This window comes from Leclercia adecarboxylata, from assembly GCF_023639785.1.
Classification (GTDB): Bacteria; Pseudomonadota; Gammaproteobacteria; order Enterobacterales; family Enterobacteriaceae; genus Enterobacter; species Enterobacter adecarboxylatus_D.
Genome location: NZ_CP098325.1, coordinates 2429112 through 2450679, shown reverse-complemented (window position 1 = coordinate 2450679; position 21568 = coordinate 2429112). Strand labels below are relative to the sequence as shown.

The 21568-nt window shown below is 57.7% G+C and carries 20 protein-coding genes; 9 read left to right on the top strand and 11 right to left on the bottom strand.

Going from position 1 to position 21568, the window contains the following annotated elements; all coding sequences use genetic code 11:
- Positions 1-32: 32 nt before the first annotated feature.
- The 4 genes from NB069_RS11725 to NB069_RS11710 form a co-directional block, all read right to left on the bottom strand.
- Entirely contained in the window at positions 33-1064 is a 1032-nt protein-coding gene (locus NB069_RS11725; protein ID WP_250583732.1) for a methionine synthase, read from the bottom strand.
- A gap of 27 nt (positions 1065-1091) precedes the next feature.
- The gene (locus NB069_RS11720) at positions 1092-2075 is read right to left on the bottom strand and encodes a DUF1852 domain-containing protein (RefSeq protein WP_250583730.1); all 984 of its coding nucleotides are present in this window, start codon (positions 2073-2075) and stop codon (positions 1092-1094) included.
- A 165-nt stretch (positions 2076-2240) separates the two neighbouring features.
- Positions 2241-3011: a hypothetical protein gene (locus NB069_RS11715; RefSeq protein ID WP_250583728.1), complete on the bottom strand. Its 771-nt coding sequence runs from the start codon at positions 3009-3011 to the stop codon at positions 2241-2243.
- Between the two features lies 1 nt (position 3012).
- Positions 3013-3210: a hypothetical protein gene (locus tag NB069_RS11710; protein ID WP_039028617.1), complete on the bottom strand. Its 198-nt coding sequence runs from the start codon at positions 3208-3210 to the stop codon at positions 3013-3015.
- Between the two features lie 480 nt (positions 3211-3690).
- On the opposite strand from NB069_RS11710, the gene ycgZ reads away from it, so the two are divergent.
- From ycgZ to NB069_RS11675, 7 genes are all read left to right on the top strand, one after another.
- Positions 3691-3930 carry a regulatory protein YcgZ gene (gene ycgZ, locus NB069_RS11705; protein ID WP_250583726.1) on the top strand — a complete coding sequence of 80 codons (240 nt, stop codon included), beginning with the start codon at positions 3691-3693 and terminating at the stop codon, positions 3928-3930.
- A gap of 47 nt (positions 3931-3977) precedes the next feature.
- Positions 3978-4277, top strand: a complete 300-nt coding sequence (locus NB069_RS11700; protein ID WP_250583724.1) for a hypothetical protein — start codon at positions 3978-3980, stop codon at positions 4275-4277.
- Positions 4278-4293: 16 nt separating this feature from the next.
- Complete coding sequence (locus NB069_RS11695) at positions 4294-4572, top strand: biofilm development regulator YmgB/AriR family protein (protein WP_250583722.1); 279 nt, start codon at positions 4294-4296, stop codon at positions 4570-4572.
- Positions 4573-4796: 224 nt separating this feature from the next.
- Positions 4797-5072, top strand: coding sequence for a metal/formaldehyde-sensitive transcriptional repressor (locus NB069_RS11690; RefSeq protein WP_039028624.1), 276 nt, complete (start codon positions 4797-4799; stop codon positions 5070-5072).
- A 29-nt stretch (positions 5073-5101) separates the two neighbouring features.
- Positions 5102-6220: an S-(hydroxymethyl)glutathione dehydrogenase/class III alcohol dehydrogenase gene (locus tag NB069_RS11685; protein ID WP_250583719.1), complete on the top strand. Its 1119-nt coding sequence runs from the start codon at positions 5102-5104 to the stop codon at positions 6218-6220.
- A 173-nt stretch (positions 6221-6393) separates the two neighbouring features.
- Positions 6394-8085: a methyl-accepting chemotaxis protein gene (locus tag NB069_RS11680; protein WP_250583717.1), complete on the top strand. Its 1692-nt coding sequence runs from the start codon at positions 6394-6396 to the stop codon at positions 8083-8085.
- 206 nt (positions 8086-8291) lie between these two features.
- The gene (locus tag NB069_RS11675; RefSeq protein ID WP_250583715.1) at positions 8292-8744 is read left to right on the top strand and encodes an energy transducer TonB; all 453 of its coding nucleotides are present in this window, start codon (positions 8292-8294) and stop codon (positions 8742-8744) included.
- A 48-nt stretch (positions 8745-8792) separates the two neighbouring features.
- Here the strand turns inward: NB069_RS11675 and NB069_RS11670 are convergent, their stop codons facing one another.
- The 6 genes from NB069_RS11670 to NB069_RS11645 all read right to left on the bottom strand — a co-directional run bounded on the left by NB069_RS11670 (position 8793) and on the right by NB069_RS11645 (position 17298).
- A complete protein-coding gene (locus tag NB069_RS11670) occupies positions 8793-11171 on the bottom strand; it encodes a glucose/quinate/shikimate family membrane-bound PQQ-dependent dehydrogenase (protein ID WP_250583713.1) in 2379 nt (792 codons plus the stop codon).
- 279 nt (positions 11172-11450) lie between these two features.
- Positions 11451-12374 (bottom strand): LysR substrate-binding domain-containing protein, encoded by a 924-nt coding sequence (locus NB069_RS11665; RefSeq protein ID WP_250583711.1) that lies wholly within the window; start codon positions 12372-12374, stop codon positions 11451-11453.
- Positions 12375-12581: 207 nt separating this feature from the next.
- A complete protein-coding gene (locus NB069_RS11660; protein WP_250583709.1) occupies positions 12582-13457 on the bottom strand; it encodes a 4Fe-4S binding protein in 876 nt (291 codons plus the stop codon).
- Positions 13457-14290 (bottom strand): dimethyl sulfoxide reductase anchor subunit family protein, encoded by an 834-nt coding sequence (locus NB069_RS11655; RefSeq protein ID WP_250583707.1) that lies wholly within the window; start codon positions 14288-14290, stop codon positions 13457-13459. The genes NB069_RS11660 and NB069_RS11655 overlap by 1 nt, the downstream gene beginning before the upstream one ends.
- Positions 14283-14915, bottom strand: a complete 633-nt coding sequence (locus NB069_RS11650; RefSeq protein ID WP_250583705.1) for a DMSO/selenate family reductase complex B subunit — start codon at positions 14913-14915, stop codon at positions 14283-14285. The genes NB069_RS11655 and NB069_RS11650 overlap by 8 nt, the downstream gene beginning before the upstream one ends.
- Complete coding sequence (locus NB069_RS11645) at positions 14899-17298, bottom strand: DMSO/selenate family reductase complex A subunit (protein WP_250583703.1); 2400 nt, start codon at positions 17296-17298, stop codon at positions 14899-14901. The genes NB069_RS11650 and NB069_RS11645 overlap by 17 nt, the downstream gene beginning before the upstream one ends.
- 449 nt (positions 17299-17747) lie before the next feature.
- Here NB069_RS11645 and hglS point away from each other — a divergent pair, with 449 nt between their 5' ends.
- Both hglS and NB069_RS11635 read left to right on the top strand, forming a co-directional pair.
- Positions 17748-19091 carry a 2-oxoadipate dioxygenase/decarboxylase HglS gene (gene hglS, locus NB069_RS11640; RefSeq protein ID WP_250583701.1) on the top strand — a complete coding sequence of 448 codons (1344 nt, stop codon included), beginning with the start codon at positions 17748-17750 and terminating at the stop codon, positions 19089-19091.
- Between the two features lie 42 nt (positions 19092-19133).
- On the top strand, positions 19134-20642 hold the full coding sequence (locus NB069_RS11635) for a carboxylesterase/lipase family protein (protein WP_250583699.1): 1509 nt from the start codon (positions 19134-19136) through the stop codon (positions 20640-20642).
- Here NB069_RS11635 and NB069_RS11630 read toward each other — a convergent pair.
- Positions 20629-21471 carry a LysR substrate-binding domain-containing protein gene (locus NB069_RS11630; protein WP_250583697.1) on the bottom strand — a complete coding sequence of 281 codons (843 nt, stop codon included), beginning with the start codon at positions 21469-21471 and terminating at the stop codon, positions 20629-20631. The two genes, NB069_RS11635 and NB069_RS11630, sit on opposite strands and share 14 nt — an antisense overlap.
- Positions 21472-21568: the final 97 nt, after the last annotated feature.

Below are 21568 nucleotides of genomic sequence, written 5' to 3'. Positions count from 1 at the left end.
GCCGGGCAGCCCTCGCTTGCCCGGCCTGACACTTATCGTGCCGCCAGTTCCCGGCGGATGATCTCCGCCCCGGCGCTCAACGCGTTGAGCTTGCCGTGGGCAACCTCGCGGGATAGCGGCGCCATCCCACAGTTGGTGGAAGGGTAGAGTTTATCGGCATCGACAAACTGCAGCGCTTTACGCAGCGTATCGGCCACTTCCTCTGGCGTCTCGACGGTATGGGTTGCCACGTCGATGGCCCCGACCATCACCTTTTTACCGCGGATCAGCTCAAGCAGGTCCATCGGCACGCGGGAGTTGTGGCACTCCAGCGAGATGATATCGATATTCGAGGTCTGCAGTTTTGGGAACGCCTCTTCATACTGGCGCCACTCTGAACCCAGGGTCTTCTTCCAGTCGGTATTGGCTTTGATGCCGTAACCGTAGCAGATGTGTACCGCCGTTTCGCATTTCAGCCCTTCAATGGCGCGCTCCAGGGCGGCGATCCCCCAGTCGTTCACCTCATCAAAGAAGACGTTAAAGGCCGGTTCATCGAACTGAATAATATCCACCCCGGCCGCTTCCAGCTCTTTGGCCTCCTGGTTGAGAATTTTTGCGAACTCCCAGGCCAGTTTTTCACGGCTTTTGTAGTGGTTGTCATAAAGGGTATCGATCATGGTCATCGGGCCCGGCAGCGCCCATTTAATCGGCTGGGTGGTGAGCTGACGTAAGTATTTCGCATCGTCAACGAACACCGGCTTCTGGCGGGCTACGGCGCCCACCACGGTCGGCACGCTGGCGTCATAGCGGTTACGGATTTTCACCACTTCGCGTTTCTCAAAATCGACGCCGCTGAGGTGCTCGATAAAGGTGGTGACGAAGTGCTGGCGGGTTTGCTCCCCGTCGCTGACGATATCAATGCCAGCCCGGAGCTGATCGTCAAGGGAGAGACGAAGCGCATCCTGTTTACCGGCAAGTAATTCCTCGTTCTGCAATTTCCACGGCGACCACAGCGTCTCGGGTTGTGCCAGCCAGGACGGTTTCGGCAGGCTGCCGGCAGTGGAGGTGGGGAGCAATGTTTTCATAACAGGTGACCTTATCGTTTTAATTAATCAAAGCGCGCAGTGAGCAGACCATTGCTCAAGAATATTTTTGTACGGCTTGATGAAGTGCTTCTCGGTAAATTTGCCCTGCTCAATCGCCAGCTGGCTCCGCTCCTCGCGATCGTAAACAATCTTGGTCAGGGAGTGATCCTGGTTGGTCAGGCTGGGCTGGTAATAGTGCCCGGCCGCTGAGTTGGCGTTGTAAATCTCAGGGCGATAAATTTTCTGGAAGGTCTCCATCGTACTGATGGTGCCGATCAGCTCCAGGAAGGTATAGTCGCTCAGCAAGTCGCCGGAGAAGAAAAATGCCAGCGGCGCGGCGCTGTCTGGCGGCATAAAGTAGCGAACCTGCAGGCCCATCTTTTTGAAGTAGGCTTCCGTCAGGGAAGAACCTTCCTGGCGGTACTCGATGCCTAATACCGGATGTTCATTGCCGATGCGCTGATAGCTGTTTTTGTTGGAAACGCTCAGGCAGATCACGGGCGGCTTGCTGAAGTTATTTTTATATTCCGCTGAATTAACAAAGTGCTTAAAGATGTTGCCGTGCAGTTCGCCAAAATTATCCGGAATGCTGAATTCAGGCTGGTTTTTATTGTGATCGGGCAGCAATACGCTGAAATCATAATCCCGCACGTAGGACGAGAAGTTATTCCCGACGATCCCTTCAATACGCGCGTGGGTTTTTTTATCCACAATATTGGTTTTTAAGATTTCAATCGCCGGGAAGGTGGTGTGAGTCTCCTCCCCTGGGATATGCATCTCAACGGAGATAATGTCCAGCTCGACGGAATAACGATCGCTTTTCGGATTGTCCCAGTGCGCCAGGGTGTTGAAGCGGTTATCCATCATCACCAGGGTGTTGCGCAGGTTCTGCTGACGGTTATCGCCGCGGGCCAGATTGGCAAAATTGGTGGTGATACGCGTATTTTCCGAAGGATTGTAATTCTCATCGAAACGGCTGCGCTTAATCGTGAAGGTGAAATCGTTATTCATCGTGATTTTTCCTGGGCTCTGGCATAAAGCGTGACGCTGTTGCGAAATTCAGTCTTTATGTTGCTGATACGTTAATATGACTGATGTTATGCCAGAGCCAGGAGGGGAGTGAAAGCGACTAAATTTCACTGCAACATGAGCCATCTTCATGATGATGAGAAAAATTCACTCTGCACTCTCCGCGTTGCGATCCAGATCCAGCGCGCTGGCACTGGCAGGATCGAAAAGTGAAAGACTTTCAATCTGGTCCAGCATGATCACTTTTCGAAACGCCATTGCGCTTTTGGGCTGTGAGTCGAGGGTAATATCGTGGTCGGCATACCACTTGCTGTAGTTGTGCTCGATGCACAGATTCAGCGTTTTGCCGTCGCGATAGCCGCTCAGCATGGGGATCAGCACGATATTGGCCGTCTTTTCATATTCCAGGGTCGCGGTATGGATCATACCGATATAAATCCGCCGCGATTTCAGCGTCACCAGCGCCAGTTCGCCTTCTTCCATACACTGATACAGCAGTTGTTCAATACCGCTGGATTGCGACAGGCGCTTGTAAAGCTGCTTGCGGCCTTCGCCGTCCAGCCTGGCGCTGCCCGCCCAGTTCGAACGGTAGAGACAAAAGAGGATGGCGAAGGCCAGCATCACCACGACTGGCGCCTGGATCCCCAGAAAGCTCCAGGTCATAAAGTCCACTTGCCAGTTGGCATAGTCCTGCGAGACAAAGTGGAAGGTATTCGCAATCCAGGAGAGGGCGAGCAGCAGCAGCCAGACCAGACCGGTGGCAAGGACACCCTGTAACACGAATATGCAGCCATAAAGCGCCACAAGAAAGTAGACGTCCCAGCCAAAGGAACGCTTGATTTTAAAGCGGGTGGAGAGGTCGCGGCTGGTGTACCAGTATCCGGAAACCATCAGCACCATAAAGATTGCCGTTCCCATCTCAGGCCCTCTTCAGCGCGTTAACATGGCGCAGAAAGTCCTCCCGCACCTCCCGGCTTTTGAAATTGACCGAGGCGTTGCCATCCTGATCGATGATGATTCGGTCCCCGTCCTCCACGGCTTCAATAATTTCCTGTTGACTCATCACCTGTAGCAGCGACTCAGGGCTGGAGAAAATCGACGTAAACAGACGCCTCATGGCATGGGCTCCTTAAAAGCAAAAAGCCTAAGTCTGGTAGGGAAATAGCAAATCTGCCTTAAGGTTTTGCTGAAAAGTATCGGGCGATGCCTGTGGCGCAGCGCTGAAACTCAGGCTGGACAGCGGCGCAGGTGTCTTCCAGCCTCAGAACATGAATAAGTTGTACAGCCTGCGTGTTGAAATAAAGGCTCAGCAGGGCAGGTTATGCTTCGCTGGCCGCTCGCTTTCCATGCTGGGTTAGAGGTATGGCAGGTTGATACTTAAGTTTTATTAATGAAAGACTTACGAACGTTTTCTTTTGTAAATTTTACAACGTCAGAGAATTTTAAGTGCTTGTTAAGGCGGTGTTATTTTTAAAAGTTACTTAGGTTGCTATTTAAAATCCCAAAAACTTGTACAGCAGCTATGTACAACTATGGTGGTTTAGTATATTTTTAACATCAGTTTAACCCCTAACTTAAATATCAATCCGGAGCACCTATGCGAGGTAACAGTTCGCGCCTGAGTTCATCTCAGGCAATCACCGCCTATTTTAATAAGGCCAGTCTGCGTAGCCAGCAGGAAACGCTGGGGCTTATTGTCGGTGAGATTCTGAACGAGGGACGTAACCTCAGCCGACTGGCTATCTGTACAAAGTTATTACGACGGGTAGAACAGACGGAAGATGAAGCAGAAATTGCCCATTACAATGAGCTTATCGCACTGTTTTTTGAACGGTAGAGCATGTTAGCACATCCGTGGCTTAAAGCAGGCACGTGAGAACAGTTATGCATAGAACGAAATCTGAAAGACTGAGAGACGATCTTATTGGCGAAGCAGTATTGTTAATTTTAAAAGACAACGGCCCAATCAATTTTAAAACTCTGGCAGTCAAACTGAAAATTATGGCCAGCATGGAGCGTGATGCTGAAAGAAGAAGCGCGCTGTCAGCGGCAGCATTAGAGGTTGAGCAGAAAGTAAAATCCAGTAGTCGCGTACATACAGAAGCCCGAAAAAACTGTCTTATCAACAGTATGCACCATCTTATGGTGAATACTGCACAGCATAAATACGATAAAAAACATTAATCTTTGAGAGAATAATATGAAACCTAATGTTTCTCAGCACACACAGCATTTCAATGCCCTACAGGATCAGGCGCTGGCCTCCTATTTCCGTTCAGCCGGCGGTAACCTGTCCGTTGAGGCTGCCGTATTAGGTTCAGCGATAAGATGTATTATTCTCAGTGGTGATAACCTCTCCAATAAACAAATTATCCTTCAGTTAATTTACGCGCTTGAACAAACAACGGATCCTGAGGCTGCCGATGTTATCCGCAATACGCTCGAAATTGTTGTAGGTTTCACGCGGGATGATATTTAGTCTCACTCATCCCTGCGGTTTTATTCGAAAGCCGCGTAATCTGGGTCACCTATAAAATCGCCAACGCCGACTGCCCTTAACAGGGCAGCCACCTCCTGAAGAATCATCCACGCTCTCCTGTCCTTACTTGCGCATCCCACCGCCACGCATCTTTGAACATTCCCGTTTGCAGCGCTGTATAAAATAAAATAGTATACCCCCCTACAGTATCCAGGAGCACTCCGATGCCACATTCACCTGAAGATAAAAAACGTGTCCTGACGCGCGTGCGCCGTATCCGCGGGCAGGTCGATGCCCTGGAGCGGGCGCTTGAATCCGGCGAGCCTTGCCTCTCTATCCTGCAGCAGATCGCCGCAGTGCGCGGAGCCGCGAACGGCCTGATGGGCGAGATGGTTGAAATTCACCTCAAAGATGAGCTGGTGGCGGGCGAGACCACCGCCGATCAGCGGGCCGTGAGAATGGCGGAAGTCGGCCATTTGCTGCGCTCTTATCTAAAATAAAAACCTGACATCACTAAAAGGAAAGCAAGATGAAATCACGTGCTGCTGTTGCATTTGGCCCTGGCCAGCCGTTGAAAATCGTTGAAATTGACGTAGCGCCGCCTGAGAAAGGCGAAGTGCTGGTCAAAATCACCCATACCGGCGTGTGCCACACCGATGCGTTTACCCTGTCGGGTGAGGATCCGGAAGGTGTTTTCCCGGCGGTGCTCGGCCATGAGGGCGGCGGCGTGGTGGTGGAAGTCGGCGAGGGCGTCACCAGCCTGCAGCCGGGCGACCACGTCATCCCGCTGTATACCGCAGAGTGTCGCGAGTGTAAGTTCTGTAAATCCGGTAAAACCAACCTCTGCCAGGCCGTTCGCGCCACCCAGGGTAAAGGCCTGATGCCTGACGGCACCACCCGTTTCTCTTACAACGGCGAGCCGATCTATCACTACATGGGCACCAGCACCTTCAGCGAATATACCGTCTGCGCCGAAATTTCGCTGGCAAAAGTGAACCCGCAGGCACCGCTGGATAAAGTGTGTCTGCTGGGCTGCGGCGTGACCACCGGCATTGGTGCAGTACACAACACCGCGAAAGTGAAAGAGGGCGATACCGTGGCGGTATTCGGTCTCGGCGGCATTGGCCTGGCCGTTATTCAGGGCGCGGTGCAGGCAAAAGCGGGCCGCATTCTGGCCGTCGATACCAACCCGGAAAAATTCAAGCTGGCTGGCGAAATGGGCGCGACCGATTTCATCAACCCGAACGACTACGACAAGCCGGTACAGGAGGTGATCGTTGAACTCACCGACGGCGGGGTCGACTTTAGCTTCGAGTGCATTGGTAACGTCAACGTGATGCGCGCGGCGCTGGAGTGCTGCCACAAGGGCTGGGGTGAGAGCGTGATTATCGGCGTGGCCGGGGCCGGCCAGGAGATCAAAACCCGTCCATTCCAGCTGGTGACCGGCCGCGTATGGCGTGGCTCCGCATTTGGTGGCGTCAAGGGACGCACCCAGCTGCCGGGCATGGTCGAAGATGCGATGGCGGGCAAGATTCAGCTCGATCCGTTCATTACCCACCGCCTGCCGCTGGAGCAGATCAACGAAGCCTTCGATCTGATGCACGAAGGCAAGTCCATCCGTACCGTTATCCATTTCGGCGATAACTGATAAACCCTTTCTCCCGCTGCGCCTTGATGGGCAGCGGGACGACATTTCGTTAATAATCATCACGAAAGTGTGACCCGTGTTGCGCTTTTAGCCGTAATCAAATTCTCCGTATTGCCGATGACTACTTTACAGGCGTGTTTTCACGCATCTTACCTATGAGAGAGTCAACGGCTATGGACAAAACAACAACAGTTCGGGCGCAACATAAGCTGGGCTTCTTGCACCACATCAGGCTGCTCCCGCTTTTCTCCTCGATTCTGGGGGGTATCATTTTGCTGTTTGCCCTGAGCGCCGGGCTGGCAGGCTATTTTTTACTGCAGGCAGATAAAGATCAGCAGGATGTGACGGCTGAAATTCAGGTGCGCACCGGGTTATCTAACAGCTCGAACCACTTGCGCACGGCCCGTATCAACATGATCCACGCCGGTGCGGCCAGCCGTATCGCCGAAATGGAGGCGATGAAAAAGAACATAGCCGAAGCAGAAGAGCGGATTAAAAAGTCCCAGGAGGGCTTTGCCGCCTACATGAGCCGTAACGTTCGCACCCCGGCGGATGAAGCCCTGGATGGCGAGCTGAAGACAAACTATCAGGCCTACATAGATGGCATGCAGCCGATGCTGAAATATGCCAAAAACGGCATGTTCGAAGCCATCATCAACCATGAAAATGAATCGGCGCGTCCGCTGGATGACGCCTATAACGAGGTGCTGCTGAAGGCGATCAAGATCCGTACCGATCGCGCCAATATGCTCACCGGGCAGGCCCACACCCGTACCCAGCTGGGGCTGATGTTTATGGTCGGCGCCTTCGGTCTGGCACTGGTGCTGACGGTAATCACCTTCATCGTGCTGCGCCGCACGGTGATTAACCCACTGCAACGCGCCGCGAACCGTATTGCGCACATCGCGAAGGGCGACCTGACCCTGGCCGAAGACCTGACCGGACGCAGCGAAATTGGCCGTCTGACCCACGACCTGCAAACCATGCAGCGTTCGCTGGTGAATACCGTGGGCACGGTACGCCAGGGGGCGGAAGAGATCTATCGCGGCACCAGTGAAATCTCTGCCGGTAACACCGACCTCTCATCGCGCACCGAAGAGCAGGCCGCGGCCATTGAACAGACCGCCGCCAGTATGGAACAGCTGACCGCCACCGTGAAGCAGAACGCCGATAACGCCCACCATGCCAGCAAACTGGCGGAAGACGCTTCCGGCAAAGCCAGCCGCGGCGGCCAGATGGTTTCCGGGGTGGTGAAAACCATGGGCAACATCTCCAGCAGCTCGAAGAAAATCTCTGAGATCACCGCCGTCATCAACAGCATCGCCTTCCAGACCAACATCCTGGCGCTGAACGCCGCGGTGGAAGCCGCCCGTGCCGGTGAGCAGGGACGCGGGTTTGCCGTGGTCGCCAGCGAAGTTCGTACCCTGGCGAGCCGCAGCGCCAACGCCGCGAAAGAGATTGAAGGGCTGATCAGCGAGTCGGTCTCGCTTATCGACCAGGGCTCTGGGGAAGTGGTTGCCGCAGGCAACACCATGAGCGAGATCGTGGAAGCGGTTAAACGCGTCACCGATATCATGCTGGAGATTGCTGCCGCTTCTGACGAGCAGAGCCGTGGCATTGTGCAGGTCAGCCAGGCTATCTCTGAGATGGATAAAGTGACCCAGCAGAACGCCTCGCTGGTGGAAGAGGCCTCTGCGGCCGCGGCCTCGCTGGAAGATCAGGCCGCGCGTCTGACCGAAGCGGTAGGTACCTTCCGCCTGCAGGGGATGAACCCGGCCCGCAGCAGCGTTCAGGCCACGCCAACAGCGCCAGCCGCACCGCTGCGCCCGGCCGTTGCCGATGGCGATAACTGGGAAACCTTCTGATTTGCTAACCCTGCCCGGTGGCGGCTACGCCTTACCGGGCCTACGAAACCTGGCACCAGGTGGGTTTTCGTAGGCCGGGTAAGCGTAGCGCCACCCGGCAATAGAGGGGCACCATTGCCGCCGGGCAAAAAGGGTTCATGTTTCGACATGAACCCTTTTTTTATTCCCCGCTATGCTGGTTGTAAGGGCTGAAGAGGAAAAGGGCGATGAAACGATTTACGCAGGTAGTTTGCACAGCATGGCTTTTGGCCGGTTGTGCATCGGGTGGCAGCGTGGGCATTGGCGGCATAGGGATCGGCGGCGGCGGGGGCAATGGCGGGGTGGGCGTCGGGCTCTCCTTCCCGGTGGGCGGCAGTACATCGACCGTGGATAATGGACAGGCGGACTGCGACGGCGATGTCTACCGGGTGCAGCCGCGCTATCCTGAGCAGGCTGCGGCGCAGAAATATTCCGGCCGGGTGACGGTGTCATTTAACGTCAAGCTGAACGGCAGGGCGACGGACTACGAAGCGGCGGGGGATAAACCCTTCTTCGATGAGACCAAACGCGCGGTGTTACGCAGCTGCTGGCCTGCCGGGGTCCATCAGAACCTGGTGGTCAGTTACCAGAACGGCACGACGGCGACCTGGATCGAAAACGCCCTCTCTGCCAAACCCTGAGCATAAAAAAGCCGGCCACAATTGGGCCGGCTTGCGGGTAACAGGCGTTTACTTCTTATCGGGCAACGCGTAGGCGATGATGTAATCCCCGCGATCCGGAGATTGGCGCGCACCACCGGCGTTGATGATGATGTACTGCTTGCCGGTTTTCGGCGACACGTAGGTCATCGGGCCGGACTGGCTGCCCACCGGCAGACGGTCCTTCCAGATCTCTTTCCCGTTGGCGGTATCAAACGCGCGCAGGTAGAAATCCTGCGTACCGGCGAAGAACAGCAGGCCGGACTGGGTGGAGAGCGATGCGCCCAGGGTCGGCATGCCGATCGGGATGGGCATGTGCATGCGGATCCCCAGCGGACCGGTATCTTCCACGGTACCCACCGGCACCTGCCACACCAGTTTGCCGGACTTCAGATCCACCGCAGACATGGTGCCGAACGGCGGTTTCTGGCACGGAATGCCCAGCGGTGACAGGAAACGTTCGCGCATGGCGCCAAACGGCGTGCCGTCCATCGGCACAATTCCCATCTCGATCCCGCTGGCGTTTTTGGCAACATTCGCGCGCGGCACCATGTAGTTCGCCAGCCCCAGACGCATATCGTTGACAAACATCAGGCTGTTGTTCGGGTCAACCGACACGCTGCCCCAGTTCATGCCGCCAAGGGAGCCCGGGAACTGCAGGGAGCGATCCAGACCCGGCGGGGTAAAGACGCCCTGGTGACGCATCTCTTTAAACTGGATGCGGCACAGCAGCAGGTCAACCGGGGTTGCGCCCCACATGTCCGATTCGGTCAGGGTCTGGTTGCCGATCATCGGCATGCCGACGGAGTACGGCTGGGTAGGGGAATACCGCTCGCCTTCGACGTTACCGGCAGGCACCGGACGCTCTTCCACCTTCGCAACCGGCTGGCCGGTTTCGCGGTTGAGCATAAAGATCATGCCCTGCTTGCTGGTCTGCACCAGCACCGGCGTGGAGCCGCCTTTACCGTCCGGCAGATCGTACAGCAGCGGCTGCGATGGGAGGTCAAAGTCCCACAGGTCGTGGTGGGTGGTCTGGAAATGCCAGCGCACCTGACCGGTTGTGGCATCCACCGCCACAATGGAGGAGCTGTATTTGTCATCCAGTTCGGTACGCTGACCGGCCCAGAAATCCGGGGTGGCGTTACCGGTTGGGAGGTAAATCAGGTTCAGCTTCGCGTCATAGGACATGGCTGACCAGACGTTTGGCGTCCCGCGGGTGTAGGTCTGGCCTTCCGGCGGCAGGCCGGTGATGTTCGGGTTGCCTGGATCCCAGGCCCAGGCCAGCTTACCGCTGTGCACGTCATAGGCGCGCACCACCCCCGGTGGCTCGTCGGTAGAGAAGTTATCCGCGACGCGTCCGCCCACAACCACCACGTTGCCCGCCACCAGCGGGGTGGAGGTTTGCTGATAGTAGCCTGGCTTCACTTCACCCATGCCGACGCTGAGGTCAACCACGCCGTGGTCGCCAAAATCTTCGCAAACCTTGCCGTTGTCGGCGTTAAGGGCAATCAGGCGGGCATCGGTGGTGGGCAGGAACAGACGGCGCGCGCAGGCGGCAGGCTGCGTCTCTGTATGTGACGTTGTCACGTTTGTGGTGTCTTCAAAATAGCCCAGACCACGGCAGCGCTGCCAGTTTGGCGCCGTGGCTCTGGAATCATAGCGCCACTTCTCTTTGCCGGAGTCGACGTCCAGCGCCAGCACCTTGCTGTACGGCGTACAGACGAAGAGCGTATCGCCAATCTGCAATGGGGTGTTCTGATCTTCCGCGCCGGAGCCGTTGCTCTGCGGGATGTCGCCGGTGTGGGCAACCCAGGCCACTTTCAGATCGCTGACGTTCTGCTTGTTAATCTGATCCAGCGCTGCGAAGCGGTCGCCGTGGGTGGTGTTACCCCAGTGCGCCCAGTTCTTCTGTTGCTCACCTTCCGTCACCGGTTTAACCGGCACCGGCTCGCTGGCGCTGACCAGGGTCTGCGGCTTAAACATCCAGCCGAAGCTCACCAGCATCGCGATCGCCAGCACGGCGGCAACGCCAAAGGCCGGGGCTTTGTTGACCGGGCGATCCACACCGCGCAGGAACGGCCAGACGAGGGCGGAAAGGAACGCCAGCACCGCGAAGGTGAACAGGCGCGAGAACAGCGGCCAGAAATCCCAGCCTGCATCGCTCACAGCCCAGACGAGCGAGGCGATAAACGCCACCGCATACAGCATGATGCCGCCCGGGCGCCCGCGCGCGATAAGGAACGCGGCGACCAGCATCACTACGCCCATGATCAGGAAGTACCAGCTTCCCCCGACGGTAACGAGCTTAAAGCCCAGCCCACCGACGGCCAGCCCGATGAGTGCCATCAGACCAACCAGCAGCCACTGCAGGAACCGGGGGAACCCACGTAGCGAATTACCTATAGCCATTTCTGTCTCCTGAAGTAATCTTGTCTTCACTGGACAGGGCAGACCCAGCCCTGAACCAAATGGGTAAAAGAAGAGAAGATCCTTAATGAAAAAGTCGAGCATGACGCCAGTGTGGCGGCAAAGAAGTCACCGATGCGTTACTGGAATGAACCATTTGGTGAATTCGGCGGGTATGATAAATCTGTTAAATTGTTTAGTGCAATTGTTAATGAATGATTTCGCATTATTTGAGAATGGAACAAAAAGCCCGTCATGACGACGGGCTGGAGAGACGAGTGATTACACCGGCATGGATTTACGTATCGCGCTCAGCAGCGTCTGGGTGGCGGCGGAGAGCGGGACGTCAACGCGGGTTAATACCCCAATCGGTTCGCCCGGACCAGGAGTGGTGACCGGCAGTGCCACCAGCGTGCCCTGGCGCAGATCCTCTTTCACCGCACCGGATGGGACAAACCAGACGTAGTCATAATCCACCGTCAGCTGGCGCGACAGCGAGGCCGAAAGCGTTTCGATACAGCCTGAGGGCAGCTTGCAGCCCTGTGTCTCGAGCAGGGTTTCCGCCGTCTGGCGCGGTACGGTGCCTTTCGGGGATACCACCACCGGCCACTCCATCACCCGGCTAAGGGTGACGGTATCGTTAAGGATCGGGTGGCGCGGACGCACCACCAGCTTCAGGGATTCCAGGAACAGCAGCTCATAGTTCAGGCCGCTCATCAGCTCCGGATCGGACATTCTGCCCATGCCCAGATCCAGCTCGCCGGATTTCAGCCCCGCCAGCAGCATGGTGTTATTCATGGTGGCAACCTGCAACGTAATGTTGCGCTGCTGCTTATGGAACTGGCCGATCACCGCCGGCAGAATACCCAGCGCCGCGGTTGGCAGGGCACCAATCCGCACCACATCGCCCGGTGTATCGTTGCGCCGGGTCAGGGACTGGCCCGCCGTATTCAGGGCATCAAGGACTTTGACCGCATGGGTCAGGAACTGCTCGCCCACGAGGGTGAGCTGCGCCCCCAGACGTCCGCGCTCAAACAGCCGTGTACCGGTAAGCTGCTCAAGCTCGTTCAGCGTTTTTGAAAGTGCAGGCTGGCTCAGGTTTAAGGTTTCAGCCGCGCGCCCAAGCGTACCCTGCTGTGCGACGGCTACAAAAGTGTGCAAATGGCGCAAACGGATGCGCTGAGAAAACAGACCATTTTTTTCCATAAGCGATGTTAAAAACAGAGCGTTAAACGTGACAAGGAAAGTTATTTAATTTTGATAACTTGATAGCAAAATATCATTAACATTTCATCAGATTTAGTAAAGCATCGAATAAAATCTGTCAGTTAGCGGTATGCGTCAGGGGTGTCGCAGGGGGATCTGAAGCGGGAAATGGCCGTTTTACATAACAAAACGGCAACATGTGATGGGTCAGGCTTCCCGCATCGCGTGCGCGTGGCGCTGGCAGATGTGGCAGCGATCTGCCTCAGGGGAAAACGTATAGAACCGGTGTTGGCAGCTGCGGCAGGTTTTTGCTGTAAAGGTAAAGCGTTGTCCCGGGCTGACCGCTGCCTGGGGCGCTATGCGGATCGCATCCGTAAAGCAGACCAGGGTACAGCTGTTGCAGCCCGTGCAGCGGGCAGGTTCCCACTCCAGCGCCGTCCCGGTGAGCTGCAGCGCGTTTTCGGGGCAGGCTCTGGCGCAGGCCCCGCATGCCACGCAGCGGGAGAGGGTGAGGGAGAGCTGATACTCGCTAAGGGGCGACATGAGCTGCCTGCGGGCACGACGACCGGCGGCGACCTGTGCCGATTGCACGTTCTCTTCGGGGATGCGTAACCAGTGGCGGCGTAACGGGTTAACGGCGCGGGGTGTCGGCGGAAAAATCTGCCACTCAGGCTCACCGCGTTCCCGCAGGAGGAGGTTGACTTCGGCAATGGCCCGCACCCACACCGGATGATCGGCGCCTTCCAGTTCCACGCCGCGGATAGCGTACTGGTAATGCCACATCAGGAGTTCATCGGCTGAGACGCAGGCTGAAAACGGCGCCACCAGTCGACCGGCCTGGTAGTTTCGCTGCGCAGGATGCAGATTTTCCGGCGCATCGACCGGACAGGGAAAAAGACAGTTACCGCAGCGCAGACAGCGCTCTTCATCGATGGTCTGCCCGGCGGCGGAAAGCGCTATCGCCCCCACCGGACAGGCATCGGCGCAGACGCGGCAGGTGTGGCGCGCAAAGGTGTTACGCAGACAAGAAGCCCCCACGCCGGGTGGCGCAGGGGGCTTAGCGTTGAGGCGAAAGAGAGCCATTAGCTGATGCTAAAGAAGACAAAGCGGAACGCGATCTCCGCCAGCACCAGCAGCGCACCGCCGGCCAGCAGCCCCGCTCTGCGGTTGCGCCAGCCGCTCACGGCAAAGAGCACCGCCCCGACGACAGAGACGATCCAGCTGAACAGGCGCAGCCCATCAAGACGGGCAAATGCCGCCAGCGGCTGATGCGGCAGAGTCACCACATTTTTAAGCGGCGCGTTCGCCAGATAATCCATATACGCAGGCTGGGCCAGCAGACGGACCGCGACAATGCCCACCACCAACACAACGGCCAGGCGCATCAGGGTACGGCGGGTTTTCATCACCGAACCGGTGTTCAGGACAGGCAGCCAGGCCATCGCCACCGCACCGAGAATGCCCACCGCACCATAGAACATCAGCCAGGTATTGAAATGCATCCAGGTGATAATGGAACTGTTGGCATAGATGGCGCTCATGCACCAGACGTCAATCAACCCCAGCAGCGCGGCAACAGGAAGCAGGACGCTGACCAGCGTCTTCTTCACCATCAGGATCAACGTACAGAGCCCCAGCACCGCCAGATAGAAACTGGCAAAGACGATTTCACGGCTTAACCATGAGCTCGCGACGTGGCGCAGCGCGTTGAAGGCGTTCAGCGGATAGCCCAGATGCAGGGTGGAGGCGATCAACCCCAGCCCGCCCATCACGCAGGCGGTCAGCAAGGCAGGCAAAAGCTGGCGCGACGCCTGCGGCACGGATTTCGCCGCGCCCGCAGCCAGGGTCAGGAACAGCGTGATGCCGACGGAACCCTGTACCAGCAGGGTAAAGATCAGTAACGGCAACTCATGCATGCGGTTGCTCCTCTTGCTCGGCGCCCTGGTGCGCTTTGATCACCAGATTAGGGTGAGTGATGGATGAGTCCGGCAAGCCCTGCACGTCGCATACGCTGCCGTAGCGGGCGCGCAGCTCGTCGATAGGCCCAAACTTAATCGCCCCCAGCGGGCAGGTGGCAACGCAAATGGGCTGTTCGCCTTTGGCCTGCAGGTCGACGCAAAAATCGCATTTTGACATCTGCCCTGTCTCTTCATTCATCTGTGGCGCGCCATAAGGACATGACCAGGCGCAGTACCCGCACCCGACACACTTGCGGGTATCGACCCGCACGATACCGTCCCCAGGGCGCTTGTGCATGGCCGTGGTCGGGCAGTTTTTGGTGCAGATCGGGTCTGCGCAGTGGTTGCAGGAGATCGACAGGGTAAAGGCATACACGTTCTGCGTTATGCCGCCCTGACCGGTAGGGATGAACCCGCCGCCTTTCACCTCGTAAACGCGGCGGAAGCGGCGGCCCACCTCGAGATTGTTTTTATCCTTGCAGGCCACCTGGCAGGCTTTACAGCCTGAACAGCGGGAGGAGTCGATGAAGAACCCCAGCTGTTTATCGCTGACCGGCGGAAAATCATTAAACTGCTGCGTCATACTTTGCGACCTCCACAAGCATGGTTTGATGGGCATTACCTTTAGCAAGCGGAGTGATACGCGCCGAGCTAAGAACGTTTGGACAACCGCCGAGATCGACGCCGTTGTCGTCCGGCTGCCACCAGGCTCCGGCCTGCATGGCGACGACGCCCGGCATGATCCGCACGGTCACTTCTGCCGGCACCTGGCAGATGCCGCGCTGGTTATGGATACGGACGATGTCCCCCTGACGAATGCCGCGTTGCTCTGCGTCCAGCGGGTTGATCCACAGCTTCTGAACCTGCACTTCCTGTAACCAGGGGTTGGCATACTGGGTGGAGTTCGCGCGGTTTTTGCCTTTCCAGGTGATAAGCTGAAGCGGGAACTGTCTGGCCAGTGCATCCTCCGGGCCTTCGTGGGCCGGAACGTAGTGCGACAGGGCAGGGATGTCCGGGTTGTGCATGTCATACAGGCGCTTTGAGAAGATCTCAATTTTGCCCGATGGCGTCGGGAACGGGTTATTCTCCGGATCGCGGATGTTGGCTTCAAACGCCACGTGCGGTTTGCTTTTGAACAGATGCTGACGCTTAACCTGAAGCTCGCTGAAGGTGGGCAGATGTTCATCCGGCATGGAGAGACGCGTCTGCTCCCAGATGTGTTCAATCCACTCTTTCTCACTGCGGCCCTGGCTAAACTGCGCTTCGATACCCAGCTTCGCCGCCACCTCGCGCTGCCAGTCGTAGTCTGACCGGCGTTCAAATTCAGGCTCAACAATCTTCTCGGACAAAATCAGATAGCTGCCGGTGCCCCAGGTTTCGCCGATATTCCAGCGCTCCATAAAGCTGGTTTCCGGCAGCAGCAGATCCGCATAGCGGGCGCTGGGTGTCAGGTAGAGATCGCTGGCGACGATAAACTCGATTTTTGACTCGTCCTCCAGCACCTTCACGGCCTGATTAATGTCCGGGTTCTGGTTGGCAAGATAGTTGCCCGCCAGCGAGAACAGCATCCGGATATTGCTCTTAAGCTGCGTTGCCCCCGTCAGGCCATCTTCCGGCGTCACCTTGCTGGCGTCATCGGCGGCCTGAACCCAGTTCATGATGGAGATTTTTTCTTTAACCGGATTGTCCGGCATCTCCGGCCCGGTGGCGAATTTACGGTTGCCAATGCCGCCGTAGCCTGCGGCCCAGCCGCCTTTCACGCCGACATTGCCGGTGATGGTCGCCAGCAGCGTGGAGCCACGCGCGGTGCGCTCGCCGCAGATATGACGCTGCGGACCCCATCCCTGGATCAGGGCGGCGGGTTTGGTGGTGGCGTAATCCCGGGCGAGCTGGCGGATGGTCTGGGCCGGTACGTGGGTGATTTTTTCTGCCCATTCCGGCGTTTTCACCACACCGTCTTTTTTACCCATCAGGTACGCCACCAGTGATTCGTTGGCAGGCACCCCTTCAGGCATGGCGTCCTCATCGAACCCCAGGGTGTAGCGCGCGATAAAGGCTTTATCGTGCAGGTTCTCGCTGATGATGACGTACATCATGGCGTCCATCAGCGCGTTGTCGGTGGACGGCAACAGCGGCACCCACTCATCCGCCAGCGACGACACGGTATCGGAATAGCGTGGATCGACGACAATAAAGCGCGTGCCGTTCTGCTTCATCTGCTGAAAATAGTGGTTGGTGTGGCCAAAAATGGTCTCTGTGGGGTTATGGCCCCAGAGGATCACCAGCTTTGTATCCTGAAGCGTATCGAGGGAATTACCCGTCGCAACCGCGCCATAGGTATAAGGCGTGGCGGCCGCGGTATTGCCCATACTGACGGAGTGATAATATTCCAGATGCCCGCCGGTCAGGTTTAATAAGCGGCGCATCATTTTATCCCCGGAGAATGTGCCGCCGCTTACAGCGGTATTATTATGCACAAAGCGGGACTCCGGACCGTATTTCTGGGTAATGCGGATAATATTATCCGCAATAAGGGTTGTGGCCTCGTCCCAGGTTATGCGTTCGAATTTACCCTCGCCACGTTTACCCACCCGCTTCATGGGATATTTCAGGCGGTCGGGATGGTAAACAAATTTGCGATAGCTGCGCCCGCGCACGCAGGCCCGCATGACCGGCATTTCCGGATCGAGCGCGTTATCCGGCCGGGTGGTAATTTGCGTGACGACGCCGTCGGCAATATGCGCGCGGATATCACACTTTCCCCCGCAGTCGAAGGTGCTGCAGGTCTGCACGACGCGTGCGGCGGGCGCCGCATCCACTACGGATGCGTCGGCCCCCGCGGTGGAGGCAGCGGCGCGACCCGAGGTTAAAAAAGGTAAGGCGATGGCGGCGGAACCCGCCTTCAGGAAACTCCTGCGTGACACCCCTGATGGAAGGTCATCTTCGTTGTTTTCAGATACAGACATATTATTCCCTCATAGAAAATACCTCCTATTTTCCATGGGGTTTAAAACGAGGTAGTTGATATTTATCAAGGAGAGGATTTAATAACGGTTATCGGCTGAAAATTCAGACTATTGCGATAATAATTATCATTTATTCTCAGAGTGTAAAATGAGCGGTTGCATTTTCTGCAGCGCTTTAAGAATTAAATATTAACCGTAAATAAGAGGTGGAATATTTGTGAAAATATATCCTGGGTGTTTTTATTCAGGCGCAATGAATAATGCTGGATATAAATTTCTGTTAACGGATATTTTTTATCTGGCTAAAAGTATGACGCTTTACCCCTTCGTCAACAGTGAAGCATGAAAAACAGGCAGCTAACCACCTGGATCACAATTCGTAAATTCTTCCAAACAGGCGCAATGGCCTTCTCTACACTCCAGGTAATATTCACTGGAGGCATGACATCATGGCGAACACCATCACGGCTGATGATATTCGGGAAAACTTTTCGCAGGCTATGTCGGCGATGTACCAGCAGGAAGTTCCGCAGTACGGGACCTTGCTGGAGCTGGTAGCGGATGTGAATCTGGCAGTACTGGAAAACAACCCGAAGCTGCATGAACAACTGGCCAACGCGGATGAACTCGCTCGCCTCAACCTTGAACGCCACGGGGCGATCCGTGTCGGCACCGCTCTGGAACTGGCAACCCTGCGGCGCATGTTCGCCATTATGGGGATGTTCCCGGTCAGCTATTACGATCTCTCCCAGGCCGGGGTGCCGGTGCACTCAACCGCCTTTCGTCCGGTTGACGATGCCGCGCTGTGCCGCAATCCGTTTCGTATTTTTACCTCGCTGCTGCGCCTCGATCTGATCGACAACGCCCCCCTGCGCGAGAAAGCGGCGGAGATCCTCGCCCGGCGCAACATCTTCACCCCCCGCTGCCTGGAACTGATTGACCTGCACGAGACGGAAGGGGCCTTTACCCCGGCCCAGGCCGAAGAGTTCGTTCAGGAAGCGCTGGAAACCTTCCGCTGGCATCGCCACGCCACGGTGGATCACGACACCTATCAGGCCCTGCACAACGAGCACCGGCTGATTGCCGACGTGGTCTGCTTCCCGGGCTGCCACATTAACCACCTGACGCCGCGCACGCTGGATATCGACCGGGTGCAGGCGTTGATGCCCGAATACGGTATTGAACCCAAGATGCTGATCGAGGGACCGCCGCGCCGGGAGACGCCGCTGCTGCTGCGCCAGACCAGCTTTAAGGCACTGGAGGAGCCGGTGCTGTTTGCGGGCGAACAGCGGGGCACCCATACCGCGCGCTTTGGCGAGATTGAGCAGCGCGGCGTAGCCTTAACCCCGAAAGGGCGCGACCTGTACGATCGCCTGCTGGCGGAGGCCGGCACCGGCAAGGATAACCTGACCCATCAGCTGCACCTGCAGGAGGTCTTCCAGGCGTTTCCCGACAGCGATATCTTCCTGCGCCGCCAGGGGCTGGCGTGGTTCCGCTACCGCCTGACCCCGGCCGGAGAGGCGCACCGTCATGCCTTTGGCCCCGGCGACGATCCGCAGCCGCTGATCGAACGCGGCTGGGTGGTTGCCCAGCCCATCACCTATGAAGACTTCCTGCCGGTGAGCGCCGCCGGGATCTTCCAGTCGAACCTCGGCAACGAGACACAGGCCCGCACCCACGGCAATGCCAGCCGGGATGCCTTTGAACAGGCGCTGGGGTGCCCGGTGCTGGACGAGTTTACCCTCTACCGGGAGGCGGAGGAGCGCAGCATGCGACGTTGCGGTTTGCTCTGAAAACGGTACTCTGCGGGGATGTGACATCAACTGAAGGTCGATATGGAAAACGTCTCTTCCCCGATAGTGACCACGCGCCACGGCGATATCTGCGGCATTACGGACGGCGATGTGCAGGTCTGGCGCGCCATTCCTTATGCCGCACCGCCGGTAGGCGCATTACGCTGGCGTTCCCCGCAGCCGGTAGCCAGCTGGCAGGGCGTGCGCCAGGCCACCGCCTTTTCGCCATCAAGCTGGCAGAGCAGTGAGTACTGCCAGCAGCTGGGCGGGGGCGATCCGGGACGCTTCTCAGAGGATTGCCTCTACCTGAACGTCTGGTCGCCGGTGGCGCGCACCGCGCCGCTGCCGGTTATGGTCTGGCTGCACGGCGGGGGCTTTACCATTGGCGCAGGCGGGCTGCCGCCCTATGACGGCAAGGCGCTGGCCCAGCGCGGGGCGGTGATCGTCACCCTTAACTACCGCCTCGGCCACCTGGGCTTTTTTGCCCATCCCGCGCTGGAAGGCGAAGAGGAGCGGGTGGTGCATAACTTTGCGCTGCTCGATCAGATGGCCGCCCTGGAGTGGGTGCGGAATAACATCGCCCGGTTTGGCGGCGATCCGCAGAACATCACGCTGTTTGGTGAATCTGCCGGGGCGCGCAGCGTGCTGTCGCTACTGGCCTCGCCGCTGGCCAAAGGGCTGTTCCATAAGGCGATAATCCAGAGCGGGTATACGCTACCGGATACGCCCCGGGAGCAGGCGCTCCGCAAGGGGGAGGCGCTGGCGGCCCATTTTGGTCTGGAACACGCCTCCGCCGAAGAACTGCGCGCGATCCCGGCCGAGGCCTTCTGGCCGCTGACGGCGCCGCTGAACATTGGCCCGGCTCCCATCGCGGGAGATTGCGTGCTGCCGGAGCCGATGCTGGAGGTCTTTTTTGCCGCTCGCCACCATCCGGTGCCGATTATGGTCGGTTCCAACAGCGATGAGGCCAGCGTGATGGCGGTGTTTGGCGTCGATCTCGCCGGGCAGATCCAGAAGCTGCGCCGGGAGCGGCGGCTGGGACTGGGGCTGATCAAGCTGCTCTATCCCGGTATCAAAGACGATACCGAGCTGGGGCGTCAGGTGTGCCGCGATATGGCCTTCACCACCCTGGGCTTTGTGGTAATGCAGGCCCAGCGGCGGGTAGGGGAGCCGTGCTGGCGCTACTGGTTCGATTACGTGGCTGAAGCCGAGCACGCCACCTACGCCAACGGGGCGTGGCATGGCAACGAGGTACCCTACGTGTTCGATACGCTCGCCCTCGCCGAGCCCGCACGACAGTATGTGAATGCCAACGACCTGGCGTTTTCCGCTCAGGTTGCCGATTACTGGGTCAACTTCGCCCGCCATGCCAGCCGGCAGTGCGACACGCTGAATGGCCCCACGCGCTGGCCTGCCTGTCATCACGGGCGGGACGTTCTGTTACGCATTGGAGTGAATAAACATGCGGGTTTTAAGCTTGAAAATCGATTTATGCGCGCCCGCATGGCGCTCTTCAGACGGGTGATGAAGCACCACGTCAGCCTGGATTAAGCAGGCATTCCCGAAAGGCGGCCAGCCCCGCCGCTTTGCCCCGCGACTCCCGCAGCACCAGCCGGTAGCTGGCGCCGGTTCTGACGCTGCTGGCGTAAGGCCGCACCAGCCGCCCGGCGCGGATATCTTCCGCCACCAGCGTCTCGTCGGCTATCGCCACGCCAAGCCCCTGAATGGCGGCGGTGATGGCCAAATCCATGGTGTCGAAGTGTTGATTTTTGTGCATAACAGGCGACTGCACGGCCTGTTTTTCCAGCCACAGCGACCAGTCGGTTTTATCCCGCGTCGGATGCAGAAAGGTAAGCGACTCCACCGCCAGGCCCTGGCGCTGCGGGCTCAGCACCGGCGTCAGGGCCTCTTCAAACAGCAGATCCCCCGCGCTCAGGTGGGTGCCGAAAACAATGGCCGCATCATAGGATTCGGTTTTGAAATTTACGCTGTGATCGTTGGTGGTGGTGAGCGCAATCTGCAGCTCGGGCTGTTCACGCTCCACCTGCAGCAGTCGCGGCACCAGCCAGCGCATGGCACAGGTGGGCACCTTCAGGCGCACCACGGTCTGCTGGGCCCGGGCCTGATCCGCCACCGTCAATAAGTGTTCATACGAGGCGCGCAGATCCGGCAGCAGGGCGCTGCCCTGGGACGAGAGGCGTAGCCCGCGGGCGTGGCGCTCAAACAGCGGAAAACCGAACCAGCTTTCAAGGGCGGCGATCTTGCGGCTCACTGCGCCCTGGGTCAGGCACAGCTCTTTTGCCGCATGGGTCAGATTCAGGTGCCGGGCGGTAACAATAAACGCCTCAACGGCAGTAAGCGGGAACGCGCGATGCGACACAGAACCTCCAGGTATGATTTTTTGTCATGGCTATTATGACAACAATTCGATTGTCGCCACAATAGCGTTCGGGTTGAATAGTTATGCACTATTCACC